Here is a 12686-nt window from a genome sequence, read left to right on the forward strand (position 1 = left end):
TCACACCCCCCGGTTGAAGTCCTGCGGCATATCCTTGAACTTCGAAGTCGCGCCAAGGAAGGCCAGATGGAAGGTGTCGGTGGGGCCGTTACGGTGCTTCGCCATGATCACGTCGGCCTCGCCCGGGCGGTCCTCATGGTTGTAGTAGTCGGGACGGTGCACCAGGAACACCACGTCGGCGTCCTGCTCGATAGAGCCGGATTCACGAAGATCGGAAAGCTGCGGCAGCTTGTCGTTGCGCATCTCGGGACCTCGGTTCAGCTGCGAGAGGGCGATCACCGGCACCTCGATCTCCTTGGCAAGGAGCTTCAGCGCACGGGAGAATTCCGACACCTCCTGCTGGCGGCTCTCCACCTGTTTGCCGGAGGTCATGAGCTGCAGGTAGTCGATAACGACCAGCTTCAGGTCGTTGGTCTGCTTGAGGCGGCGGCATTTCGCGCGGATCTCCATCAGACTCATATTCGGACTGTCGTCGATGAAGAGCGGCGCCTCCTGCATTTTGCTCCAGAAGGTATTCAGCGTGTTCCAACGCTCCGGGGTGATCTCCTCGGCACGGCCCAGCGCGCCCAGCGGAATGTTCGTTTCGGCGGAGATGATGCGCTTGGCGAGCTCCACCTTGTTCATCTCGAGACTGAAGATCACGGCGGCCATATTATGGTGCAACGCGGCCGAGCGCGCGAAATCGACGCCCAGCGTGGACTTGCCCATGGCCGGACGGCCCGCGACCACCACCATCTGGCCGGGCTGCAGGCCCTGGGTCAGATTGTCGATGTCGCGGAAACCGGTCGGCACGCCCTTGGGAATCTCGCCGTTCTGCATTTTGTCGAGCTGGTCGAGCGTGTCGTGCACCGCGTTGCCGATGGACACGTAATCCTGGCGCACCTTGCCCATGCTCATCTCGTAGATCTCGCTTTGCGCGAGATTCACCACGTCCTCAGCCTGCGAGCCCTCGGCCGCATAGCCGAGCTGCGCGATTTTGGTGCCGGCGGCGATCACATTGCGCAGGATGGCGCGCTGGTGCACGATCTCCGCGTAATAGGTGGCGTTCGCGGCGGTGGGCACGGAAGCGACCAGGCTGTGCAGATAGTCGGCGCCGCCCACCTTCTCGAGATTGCCGGCCTTGAGCAGCTCGTTGGCCACCAGCACCACGTCGACGGGCTGGCTGGCGGCGAACAGGTCGATAACCGCCTCGTAGATCGTCTGGTGCTTCGGCTGGTAGAAGTCGGTGACGTCGATCATCTGCGAGACCTCGCCGACGGCGTCCTTGCTCATCAGCATGCCGCCCAATACCGCCATTTCCGCATCGTCGTCATGCGGGGGCACGCGATCGAACATCGCGTCGCGTTCATTTCCTTCAGCCATAGGCACCCAGTATAGAAGATGGGTCAGGCCACAGCCGCGCTGTTCTGCCTAGGACGGTCGGGAAGCGGGATGATTACCGTCGCGCGCCAGCGGTATGGCACGTCCGAGCTGGGCTGGGCCATGTCTGGGGACGCACCTTGAGCCGCACCTCGGAACGCGACCTGGAATGCATTTCGGGATGCACCGCCCGTAATCGGACCGCAATCCCCGGCTTCGGGGGCGAAGGCGCGGTCGAGCACCCCGAAGTCGGCACTGCCGTGATGCCGTCTTGCGATGCGGCGCAGAATCGACAGGCCCCAGCCGTGCTCCGACGAGAGCGAGGGCGTGGAGGGCCCGCAGGCCGGTCGCTGGGCGCAGGGATTGGTCTCTTGGACCACGAAATTGCCGGCGGCCACCCGCGCGCGCAGTTCGATGCGCCGCTGGCCCTGCGGCAGCTGCGAGCATGCGGCGATCGCGTTGTCCATGATGTTGGAGAACAGCGCGCAGACCTCCACACTGGTCAGCGGCAGATTCTCCGGCACCTCAAGCCGATAGTCGACCTCGATTCCCGCACGGGCCGCCTGCGCGAGCTTCAACGCCATCAGCGCATCCGCCACCGGATGCTCGCAATAGGACGCACCCGTGGGCAGCGCGCCGACGGTGTGCGCGACCGCAGCCGACACCGCCTCCGCATCCCCGCACTCCACCGCGGCACGCACCGCGCGCAACCGTTCCGTAATCAGCGCATCCTGCGCACGAGCCGCCTCCATCTCCCGCGCGGCACGGGAGGTGTGGGACCGCTGGGCTTGCAACTGCGCGCGCAGCATCTCCTCACGCCGCCGCAGCAGCGCGTCCTGTTCGGCGCGGTACAGGTTGCTAAACAGCGCGTAATCCACCGCCGCGCAGACCACGGCGAGCGCGGCCAGCACCAGCAATGGTGCGACGGCGTCCACACGCAGCCACACGAACGCCATGTTGAACGCGATGAACACCAGCTGGCTGAGCGGAAACAGCAGGTTCACCAGCACGCGCCGCACATGGAATCCGCGCATCAGAGCGGCCAGACGCACCATCATCGCACCCAACGCCACCAGCGAGAGCACCGCCACGATGCCGCACAGCGCTCGTATGAACGGCGCAAGCCCGGCGCCAATCGCATTCATATCGACCATGCTCATCCGCGGACCTCGCTGTCTCGAAGCGCAGCGTCCTGAAACTCGCCGTCTTCGGCCAGCCAGTCGCGCTGCAGAGCATCCATATGGCGCGCGGCCGATTCGAAATCCCCACGGCGGGCCAATATCTCGACCGCGCCGAGCTGGTTGCGCAGGTCATGACGACGCCGTGCGGCGGCCTTCACATGGTGGGCGATGGCCGCGTATTCCTCCAGCTGCGCGTCCAGACGCTCCTCCAGCAACGCGTTGCGCGCCTGATGCTTGCGGGCTTCCATCTCGCGAGACATCGAGGTGGCGACGGCCATATCCGTCACCAGGCACACGACGGCCAGCACGTCCGCCGCGATGGTGAACGCCGTGGCGTCGTGGAATATAGTGACGGCCATGATCAAAGTGAAGCACAGCACCGCCAGCTGCACGGCGGAGAACATGAGGAAAGAGTCACGTTCCCGGTCGGCGCTTTGCACGCGGCTGAGTATGGCCGCGCGCACCTGTCGGGCGAACAGGGTGTCCAGCACCATCAGCGTGCCGGCGGCGATCACCGCGACGGCGACGATGTCGGTCTCATCGGCCAGCGACGCGCCCGGCCCATACAGCAAGGCCTTCACCCGCACCGCACCGTAGGTGAGCAGCACACTCACCGCGACGATGATCAGATTGCGCACGATCGCGAATCCACGCACCCTCGGCTCGATCCGATACCAGTAGTACGGCACCACCACCAGCATCAGCGCGGGCAACAGCGCGTACCGCACCGCCATCACCATGAACCGCACACCCAGTGGCAACTGCTCGAATGGCTCGGGTGCCACCACGGACAGCACCGTCGGATCGAGCGCGAGGAACACCGTGAGCAGCGCGCATTGCACCGGCGTGAACGACACCCGCACCGGAACCAGCCAGATCTGCGCGTGAAATTGCGTGATGCACACCACGGTGACCGCCAGCAGCCATGCCATCGTATGCGGGTCGGACAGCAGCGAGATCAGGCCCATAGCCGCTACCTCACGTAGGCGAGGAAGGCCTCACGCGCCTGTATCGCCTTGCGTTGGCTCACCGGAACCGTCGCTCCGTTGGACAGTTCCATCTGCGTGGATTGGAAGCGCCACACATACGCCAGATTCACCAGATAGCTTTTGTGACTGCGCACGAAACGCGAGGGCAGGCGCGCAGCGAGCTCGTCCAGTTTGAGATACGACTCGATGACGCCGTGCTCCGTGTGGATGCGCGAGATGCGGCCGCGGCTTTCCGCGTAGAGGATGTCTCGGGGCGTCACCGAATATTCGGTTTTGCCCACGCGGATGCGGATGGGGCATTCCGATTGCTCGCGCAGACGGGCGGCGGCGCGCGTCAACGCGTCGCGCAGGTCGGATTCGCGCACGGGTTTGAGCAGGAAACTCACATGGTCGGTGGCGTAGACGCGCGTGCAGTATTCGATATGGCCGGTCACGTAAATCACCTGCGTGCCGCAGGAGGCCGGGAAGAGGCGGCGGACCGCGTCGATGCCGGTGGTGGCGTCGGGGTCGGTTTCGTCGCCGTCGCGCAACGCGATGTCCATCAGCACGATATCCAGATGTCGGGAGGCATGTTCGGCGAGATGGCGTTCCAGTTCGTCGGGGCCCGAAAACGTCAGGACGGCGACGCCGGGGCCGAGGACCTCGGCGCCCACTCGTTTCGCAGTGTCGGCCAGCGCCTCGCGCTGCAACCGGTCGTCGTCAACAATGGCCAACGTATACATACACTGTCACCCCCTTTCCTCTCTGGTTATGAATATACGAGCCCATGCATCAAACGAGGTCATTGATGGCAAAAATGCGGACGTTGATGTCATAATCGCGTTTTTCATTATCGAAATCGCGCGGCGGACCACACCCGCCGCACACGAACGAGGCCCACCCGTAACCCTCGTTCGACACGTTTGCCCAACCATGTGTGGATATCCACAGGCGACACGCGCGGGGAGGAATGTGGATAGAAAAGTGAGTTATCCACATGATGGGGATAAGCGTGTGGATAACCTAGTGAATTATCCACACAATGGGGATAACTTGGTGCATAACTTGGGGATAACCTCAAGCGTCCCCAGCGGGTACTTGCATCACATCCACACCCGTGGTATTTGGAGCGCGGGAAACCGCCCGGAATGGCCGGAACCCTTCCCACATATTCCATGTGGACTAGGCTCGTGAACGTGAATATCAACCGTCGTATCCTCGCGCTGGCGATCCCGACGTTCGGGCAGCTGATCGCCGAACCGGCGTTCATTCTCATCGACACGGCCATCGTCGGGCATGTCGGCGATTCCGCGCTGGCGGGACTATCCATCGGCTCGACCATCATCCTCACCACCGTGGGGCTGTGCGTGTTCCTCGCGTACGGCACCACCAGCCAGGTCGCCAAACTCATCGGCGCGGGCCGCCGCCGCGAAGGGCTCGAAGCGGGTATCGACGGACTGTGGCTGGCGCTCGGCATCGGCGTTGTGGTGTCGGCGGTGCTGTTCGCGGCAGCCGAACCCCTGTGCTGGGCGATGGGCGCACGCGGCGACGTGCTCGCCAACGCGGTTGGATATCTGCGCGCCATCGTGTTCGGACTGCCCGGCATGCTGCTCGTCTACGCGGCCAACGGCATTTTCCGCGGACTGCAGAAAGCGCGCATCACGTTGATCGCCGCCGTGGCCGGCGCCATCGTGAACACCGTGCTGGATCTGTTGTTCGTGTTCGCATTCGGTTGGGGCATCGTCGGCTCCGGCGTGGCGACGCTCATCGCGCAATGGTTTATGGGCGTGTTTCTGGTGGTGCCGGCGATTCTCTGGTCGCGGGCGGATGGCGCAAGCGTTCGACCGCGCTTGGGCGGCATTCTGCGCAGTGCGGGCGACGGCGCTCCCCTGTTCCTGCGCACGCTGGCCTTGCGCGCCTGCATGGTCGCCACGGTGATGCTCGCCGCGCGCATGGGCGACCAGGTGCTGGCCGCCTATCAGGCCGTGAATTCGAGCTGGAATTTCGTGATCAACATGCTTGACGCCATTGGCATCGCAGGCCAGGCGCTGGTCGCCACCGAATTGGGCGCGGGACGGCGTGATTCGGCTCGGCAGATGACCTCGGCGGCCGCACGCGCCGGATTGGTGGGCGGGGTGATCATCGGCCTCGCATTGGCGTTCGTCGGTGCGCTGGCCGCACCCTTGTTCAGTGCGAATCCCGCGATCCAACAGCTGATTGCCACCGGCATGGTCACACTGGCCGTGTTCCTGCCGTTGGGCGGTTGGATGTGGGCGTTGGACGGCATTCTGATCGGCGCGGGTGACTACCGGTATCTCGCCGCGACCTGCCTGATCACCGCGGCCGTGTATCTGCCGTGCCTGTTCGGGGCCGGCGCGGTGGATGCGTGGATCGCCTCGAGCGGACTGCTCAATGGCACGCCGCTCAGCCTTGATATGCTGCGCACCATCACCGTGTGGGCCATCATCAACGTGATCTTCATCGGACTTCGCGCAGTATTCAACGGCGCTCGGGCCCGCACCGACCGCTGGATGTAGCCCACAACGAGTTTGGTGTGTCGGATTCTTGAAACGAGGCCGTTTTTCCACACCAAACTCGCGAATCAATCGTTTTACACGGCCAACTCCGGAAAGCCGCACACACCAAACTCGATATTCGGGCTATCGGGATGATTCAGAGCGGGTGCGAATGCCTCGCTGCGCGGCGTTGTACATGGCGGTTACCAGTTTTTCTCGCCAAGCGCTCCAGCCGTACTGCTTGGTGATGGACTCGCCCGCGGTCGCCCCCAACGAGGAGCCGTCGGCGCGGGTCAGGTCGAAGAGCATGTCCAGCAAGACGGGGTCGTGGTCGAGCCGCGCGGCGAGCTCCTCCCCCACCGCGGGATCATTGGGATTGCGGCCCGTGGCGAAGTCAGACAGCGTGAGATGCTCGCGCGTCAGCAGCGTGGCCCAGCCCACGATATCCTCATCGAAACCCATACGCCGCAGAATCACCGGCACATGACGCGCGCCTTCGGCGGCGTGGTCGCGCACGAACGCGCGTTTGCCCACATCATGCAACAGTCCGGCCAACAGCAGCGCGGCATAATGGCGGTCGTCATACGCTTCCTCACGGGACTGGGAGAGACGAGACACGACTTCGACGCTGTGGCGGTCGATGGTGTAGCGGTGCGCGGCCGACGCGCTCGGGCGGTTGCGTACGCCCAGCCATTCGGGAATCCAACGGCCGGGCAGGTCCACAAAATCGATCTCCTCCCACACGCGCATCAACTCCGGCCCGCAGGCCAGCAGGCGCAGGAACAGCGCGCGCGACTCCTGTGTCCATTGGCTGTCGCGAATCGGGCAATGTTTGAGATTCGCGAGCGTGGAGGGATTGATCGGCAATCCGGTTTCGCCGGATGCCACGGCCACGCGCAATGCCAGCGTGGCGTCGCGCGACGGCTCGGTGCCGGGCGCCAACACCAGTTCGCCCTCATGCTTGGCCACGCCGGGCGCGACCAACTCGAATTGCGGGGCTTCGCGGCGGCCGCCCCCACGCGGCGACATGATCTGGAAGAACGAGAACCGGGGCTTCTCATGCACCAACGAATGCTCGGCGCGGGAGGCGGTGGAGTCGAGCGAAAACGCGATACGGCGGCCGATGCGCGCCAGCAGCGTCTGCAGATCGTCGATCGCGTAGGCGGCGCGCTCGGCTTCGGGCCAGGTCGGATCGGCGAGGCCGAGCATGGCGGCGACCTGCGCCTGATAGGGGGCGAGCAGCAGATTCGTATCCTTGCCCGCGGCCACATGAATGCAATCGCGCACGTCGAGCAGGCGCTCCACGGCTTCGTCGTAGACGCCGTGCGGGCGGTCGGCCAGCCATGAGGCGGCGAGCGCGGAGACGAGTACCGTGTCGCGCAGACCGCCGCGCGCCTCTTTGATGTCGGGCTGGTTGATGTAGGGCAGACGGCCGAATTCATTGAGTCGCGAGGAGGCCGAGTCGAGCAGTTCGGGTAGGCGTTTGCGCGCGGCTTTGCGCCATCGTTCGAGGATTGAGGCGGAGGTGGATTCGATGAGTTCCGCGTCGCCGGCGACGGCGCGCACGTCGAGCCATCCCATGGCGGCGGGCAGGTCGTGGTCGGTGACCGACTCGCATTGTGCACGGGTGCGCACCGCATGGTCGAGGTCGAGTCCGCTGTCCCAGAGCGGATACCAGAGTTTGTTGGCCAATTCGTTGATTTGGGCGTCGCCCAACGTATGCGGCTCGTAGATCAGCACCAGGTCGAGGTCCGAGCTGGGGCCGACCTGCCCGCGGGCGAGCGAGCCCACGGCGGCGAGTCCCACGCCTAAGGCGGGCACGTCGAATGCGACGGACTCGCAGGCCTCATGCCACAGCTCGCGCAGGCATTCCATCGCCAGTGCGGTGCGCGCTTGGCGTTTGGCCGCGCCGTCGCGGTACACGCCGTCCCTGTCCGGCTGGCTCATCGACATGAAGCGCTGCTTCAACCCATCCACTGCCGACACCGGCCACTCCTTTCGATTCAATACACAATTGTCGCTCTGCTATCTGCGTTACGGGTAGTGGATTATGAGCGTCGCGGACATCGATCTGCGTTACGGGTAGTGTGTCTTTGGCGTCCTCTCATTTAGAATCGGCCAAATATCAACGTTGATAGTACGTAACAACGCATAAGCACACTACCCGTAACGCAGATCGATGTCCGCAGAGGTCGAAATCCACTACCCGTAACGCAGATTGGACCATCACCGCCTTGCGTAAAAACGCAAAGCAGTGGGAACATCGCGCCGGCGATCCAAAACACGCACCGGCCGAATATGCGATCGGCTCCCGCGTGGAATGTGCACACGGGAGCCGATGGTCTATTGATAGCCCGAATCCTTTAGGGACTCGGACGGCCTATCAGATCGCGGCGGAGCCGGTCTCGCCGGTGCGCACGCGGGTCACGGAGTCGAGCGGGGCGACCCACACCTTGCCATCGCCGATGGTGCCGGTGCCGGAGGCCTTGACGATCACGCCGACCAGCGTTTCGGCGTCGGCGTCGTCGGCCAGCACTTCCACACGGATCTTCGGAATCAGATCGACGGTGTATTCGGCGCCGCGGTAGACCTCGGTGTGGCCGCGCTGACGGCCGTAGCCGTTCGCTTCGGACACGGTCAGGCCGTGCACGCCGGCGGCCGCGAGGGCCTCCTTGACGTCGTCGAGTTTATGGGGCTGGATGATGGCTGTGATGAGCTTCATCTCACTTCACCTCCTTGAGGACGGAGCTGGCGGTACCAGCAAAATCGTAAGCGCGTTCGCCCTGGTCGGCAAGGTCGATGCCGCCGATCTCCTGGGCTTCGGTGACACGCCAACCGATCGTCTTCTCGAGCGCGAAGGCGATGATCGCGGTGATCACGGCGGAGTAGAGCATGGCCACCAGAGCGATGACCACCTGGACGGCCAGCTGACGCCAGTCGCCGCCGGCCAGCAGACCGGTACCCTGGCCGAAGAAGCCGATGAGAACGGTGCCGACCAGACCGCCGACGCCGTGCACGCCGACCACGTCGAGCGAATCGTCATAGCCGAACTTGAACTTGAGACCGCAGGCGAGGCAGGTCAGGATGCCGGAGATCGCGCCGATCACGATGGCCCACAGCGGGGAGACCACATCGGCGGCCGGGGTGATGGCGACCAGGCCGGCGACCATACCGGAGGCGGCGCCCATGGCGGTGTAGTGGCCGGAGCGGATCTTCTCGGTGAAGCCCCAGGCGAGCATGGCGGCCGCGGTGGCGGCGGAGGTGGAGACCCAGGCATAGCCGGCGGTGCCGTTGGCGGCGAAGGCGGAGCCGGCGTTGAAGCCAAACCAGCCGAACCACAGCAGGAAGGCGCCGAGCATCACGAAGGGCACGTTATGCGGGCGGAACGGCTGCGTGCCGAAGCCCTTGCGCTTGCCGATGATCAGTACGATGATCAGCGCGGCGACGGCGGCGTTGATATGCACGACGGTGCCGCCGGCGAAGTCGTGGGCCGCGGCGCCGATGGCCTGAGAGATCGCGCCGTCGGCGGAGAGCAGACCGCCGTTCCAGACCATGTGGGCCATGGGCGCGTAGTCGAAGGTGACCCACAGGGCCACGAAGATCATCCAGGTGCTGTACTTGACGCGCTCGGCGATGGCACCACAGATCAGGCCGACGGTGATCATCGCGAAGGCGACCTGGAAGGCCACGTCCACGCTCACCGGATAGTTGTTGCCGTTCAGGCCGGTGGCGGTGAAGACGCCATCCTCGGCGACCATGGAGTCGCGCAGCAGGAATCCGGCGGCCGGATCGCCGAAGATGCCGGCGATGTCGGAGCCGGCGTAGGCGATGGACCAACCCCACAGGGTCCAGATAAGCATGGTGACCGACAGCGCGGCCGCCTCAAGCATCAGCATGTTCAGTACGGCCTTGGCTCGCACCATGCCGCCGTAGAAGAACGCCACACCAGGCGTCATGAGGAAAACCAGGGATGCGGAAGTCAATATCCAAGCGGTATTTCCGGAATCCAACATGTCTACCTCCCTCTCTTATGTTCGCGCCCGGCTGGGCAACCGGTCGGACGTCTCGGGTTATTCATTCTGCAGCTCTTGCGGGCTAACAGTTGGCAGTGAACGCCCGACGCGTTTTGATTTCGTTACGACAAGTTACGCGGTTGTTAAGCATTTTCGGCCCTTTTTCGGCCCGCGGCGGCGGATGGCGATGCGCAAAACGGCGAAATTACGGGGAATACGAAAACGCCCCGAATCATGTTTCGAATATGATTCGGGGCGTTATTACGTTATTGCCGGCGTCCACAATCCGTTCATCGCGGGCGCTCATCGCCATTCCGAGCGAGCACCTTGCCTTCGCGAACGGACACCCGTCATTCCGAGCCAACACCCGTCATTCCGAGCGGAGTCGAGGAATCTCTCGTTCCTTGAGATCCTTCGACTCCGCTGCGCTCCGCTCAGGATGACGAGGAAAGGCTAGTGAGTGCTTCTGCTCAGGATGACGAGGCGGAGGGCTGAACGAGAGACACGGCGAAGGCTAGGCGAGGATGCCGTCGACGAAGCCTTCCGGGTCGAAGGGGGCCAGGTCGTCCGGGCCTTCGCCGAGGCCGACGAGTTTGACCGGCACGCCGAGCTCCTTCTGCACGGAGACGACGATGCCGCCCTTGGCGGAGCCGTCGAGCTTGGAGAGCACCACGCCGGTGATGCCGATCGCTTCGGCGAACACCTTGGCCTGCGCCATGCCGTTCTGGCCGGTGGTGGCGTCGAGCACCAGCAGCACCTCGTCCACGGGCAGGTTCTTTTCGGTGACGCGGCGGATCTTGCCCAGCTCGTCCATAAGATTCGACTTGTTCTGCAGACGGCCGGCCGTGTCGATGATGAGCACGTCGGCCCCCTCCTCCTTGGCCCGCGCGCTGGCTTCGAAGGCCACGGACGCCGGGTCGGCGCCGTCCTTGTCGGAACGCACCACGGGCACGTTGACGCGCGCGCCCCACGTCTCGAGCTGGTCGGCGGCGGCCGCACGGAAGGTGTCGGCCGCGCCCATCATCACCTGCTTGCCGTCGGCCACGAACAGGCGGGCGAGCTTGCCGGCGGTGGTGGTTTTGCCGGTGCCGTTCACGCCCACCATGATGATGACGGACGGCTTGTTCGCGTCGGGCTTGTTCGCGTTGAGGCTGCGGTCCGTGTCACGGCCCACGATGTCGAGCAGTTTCTCGCGCAGGGTCGCGCGCACCTCGTTCGGATCGGCTTTGCCGGTGATGCGCGCGTCGGCACGCAGCTCGTCGACCATCTGTCCGCTGGCCTCGGCGCCCACGTCGGCGAGCAGCAGCGTGTCTTCGACTTCCTCCCAATCCGATTCGGAAAGATTGTCTTTGGTGAGGATGGAGAACAGCGCCTTGCCGAAGGGATTGGAGGATTGCGCGAGTTTCGCCTTCAGTCGGGTCAGGCGCGAACCCACGGATTCCGGGGTTTCCGTTTGCGGGGGGACGGGGGCCTCGGCATCATCACCGGACTCATCCGCACTCTCGGTATCCGACTGACCTCCGGTGCCAGCGTCAGCGTCCTCATCGGCCTGAGCCTTGCGCTCCTGCTCGATCAGCGCGTCGGCCTTCGCCTTGGCCTGCTCGGTACGGGCCTCGGCCTCCTGCTGGGATTTGGCGAGCGCGCGCTTGCGCGAACCGCTGAACCACACGCACAATCCGATCAATACGACAGCGATAACAACCACGCCCACAATGGCGAGAATATTCATAGTATCCATGCCCTCCAGTCTACGCGGCACAGTGCCGACTACACTTGGGCGCATGGCAAACGCTTCCCGTATGACTTCGCTGCAACGGCGTGAACAACTCATCCGCATCGGCCGCTCGCTGTTCGCCGACAAAGGCTTCGAAGCGGTGAGCGTCGAGGAGATCGCCTCGCACGCCAAAGTCTCCAAGCCCATCGTCTACGAGCATTTCGGCGGCAAAGAGGGGCTGTACGCCGTGGTGGTGGATCGCGAAATGCAGGCGCTGACCGGCACGCTCACCGCCGCGCTGGGCGACACGACGGCGCATCCGCGGCAGATCGTGGAGCGCACTGCGCTGGCGCTGCTCACCTATATCGAGGAGAACGCGGAGGGTTTCAAAGTGCTTTCGCGCGATTCGCCGAGCACCGATCCGGCCGGTTCGTTCAGCTCGCTGCTGGGCGACATCAGCGTGCGGGTCGAGGATCTGCTCACCGCCTCGTTCAAACGGCAGAAGCTCTCGCCCAAGGGCGTGCCGTATTACGCGCAGATGCTGGTGGGCATGACCGTGTTCACCGGGCAGTATTGGGCCGACCGGCCGAAGGTGAACAAGGAGCAGCTCGCCGCCTATATCGTCGACCTCGCCTGGCATGGCCTGTCCCGTTTGGATTCCAAGCCGCAGCTGCGCTTCGAGGGTGTCAAGGCGAAGCGCGCGGCGGACAAGGAGCAGACCGATACGGACGCGGAGGCGGCCGCTGACATTGCGGCAGACGAGTAGGACCCGCATCCGGCCTTCCAGATGACACTCAGGGAGGAATCAGGGATGCCGAATGTGAATTCAGGGAGGCAGATTGTGCGTTTCCCTGTTCGGGGTACCGCCTGAGGTGTACCCTATGGTCTCGGAAAGAGAAAATAGTCAAGTTGACCACCGTCGACCGTTTGTGAGG

General features: G+C 64.2%; 9 protein-coding genes and 1 pseudogene. 2 read left to right on the plus strand and 8 right to left on the minus strand.

Annotated features, from left to right (window positions below; all coding sequences use genetic code 11):
- The 4 genes from dnaB to AC1AV0_RS03600 are packed head-to-tail and all read right to left on the minus strand — an operon-like array spanning position 1 to position 4251.
- Positions 1-1362, minus strand: a complete 1362-nt coding sequence (dnaB, locus tag AC1AV0_RS03585) for a replicative DNA helicase (RefSeq protein ID WP_476571185.1) — start codon at positions 1360-1362, stop codon at positions 1-3.
- Positions 1363-1385: 23 nt separating this feature from the next.
- Positions 1386-2513, minus strand: a complete 1128-nt coding sequence (locus tag AC1AV0_RS03590) for a GHKL domain-containing protein (protein ID WP_476571187.1) — start codon at positions 2511-2513, stop codon at positions 1386-1388.
- Positions 2514-2515: 2 nt separating this feature from the next.
- A complete protein-coding gene (locus AC1AV0_RS03595; protein WP_476571188.1) occupies positions 2516-3508 on the minus strand; it encodes a hypothetical protein in 993 nt (330 codons plus the stop codon).
- A 5-nt stretch (positions 3509-3513) separates the two neighbouring features.
- Complete coding sequence (locus AC1AV0_RS03600) at positions 3514-4251, minus strand: LytR/AlgR family response regulator transcription factor (protein WP_476571190.1); 738 nt, start codon at positions 4249-4251, stop codon at positions 3514-3516.
- A 447-nt stretch (positions 4252-4698) separates the two neighbouring features.
- Between AC1AV0_RS03600 and AC1AV0_RS03605 the strand changes: the two genes are divergently transcribed.
- Positions 4699-6045, plus strand: coding sequence for an MATE family efflux transporter (locus tag AC1AV0_RS03605; RefSeq protein WP_476571191.1), 1347 nt, complete (start codon positions 4699-4701; stop codon positions 6043-6045).
- A 123-nt stretch (positions 6046-6168) separates the two neighbouring features.
- On the opposite strand, the gene AC1AV0_RS03610 is transcribed toward AC1AV0_RS03605, so the two are convergent.
- The 4 genes from AC1AV0_RS03610 to ftsY all read right to left on the minus strand — a co-directional run bounded on the left by AC1AV0_RS03610 (position 6169) and on the right by ftsY (position 11775).
- Entirely contained in the window at positions 6169-7977 is a 1809-nt protein-coding gene (locus AC1AV0_RS03610) for a [protein-PII] uridylyltransferase family protein (RefSeq protein ID WP_476571625.1), read from the minus strand.
- A 430-nt stretch (positions 7978-8407) separates the two neighbouring features.
- Positions 8408-8746 (minus strand): P-II family nitrogen regulator, encoded by a 339-nt coding sequence (locus AC1AV0_RS03615; RefSeq protein WP_072727117.1) that lies wholly within the window; start codon positions 8744-8746, stop codon positions 8408-8410.
- Position 8747: 1 nt separating this feature from the next.
- Entirely contained in the window at positions 8748-10037 is a 1290-nt protein-coding gene (locus tag AC1AV0_RS03620) for an ammonium transporter (RefSeq protein ID WP_476571193.1), read from the minus strand.
- 514 nt (positions 10038-10551) lie between these two features.
- Complete coding sequence (gene ftsY, locus AC1AV0_RS03625) at positions 10552-11775, minus strand: signal recognition particle-docking protein FtsY (protein WP_476571194.1); 1224 nt, start codon at positions 11773-11775, stop codon at positions 10552-10554.
- Positions 11776-11836: 61 nt separating this feature from the next.
- Here ftsY and AC1AV0_RS03630 point away from each other — a divergent pair.
- A pseudogene (locus AC1AV0_RS03630) lies at positions 11837-12452 on the plus strand (TetR/AcrR family transcriptional regulator); the annotation flags it as partial.
- Between the last annotated feature and the right edge of the window lie 234 nt (positions 12453-12686).

This window comes from Bifidobacterium sp. LH_558 (assembly GCF_056356295.1).

Excerpts from the sequence above, each read along its gene's own strand:
- ftsY (WP_476571194.1), bottom strand. The coding sequence starts at position 11,775 with ATGGATACTATGAATATTCTCGCCATTGTGGGCGTGGTTGTTATCGCT.
- AC1AV0_RS03610 (WP_476571625.1), bottom strand. The coding sequence starts at position 7,977 with ATGTCGATGAGCCAGCCGGACAGGGACGGCGTGTACCGCGACGGCGCG.
- AC1AV0_RS03590 (WP_476571187.1), bottom strand. The coding sequence starts at position 2,513 with ATGGTCGATATGAATGCGATTGGCGCCGGGCTTGCGCCGTTCATACGA.
- AC1AV0_RS03600 (WP_476571190.1), bottom strand. The coding sequence starts at position 4,251 with ATGTATACGTTGGCCATTGTTGACGACGACCGGTTGCAGCGCGAGGCG.
- AC1AV0_RS03615 (WP_072727117.1), bottom strand. The coding sequence starts at position 8,746 with ATGAAGCTCATCACAGCCATCATCCAGCCCCATAAACTCGACGACGTC.
- AC1AV0_RS03595 (WP_476571188.1), bottom strand. The coding sequence starts at position 3,508 with ATGGGCCTGATCTCGCTGCTGTCCGACCCGCATACGATGGCATGGCTG.
- AC1AV0_RS03620 (WP_476571193.1), bottom strand. The coding sequence starts at position 10,037 with ATGTTGGATTCCGGAAATACCGCTTGGATATTGACTTCCGCATCCCTG.
- dnaB (WP_476571185.1), bottom strand. The coding sequence starts at position 1,362 with ATGGCTGAAGGAAATGAACGCGACGCGATGTTCGATCGCGTGCCCCCG.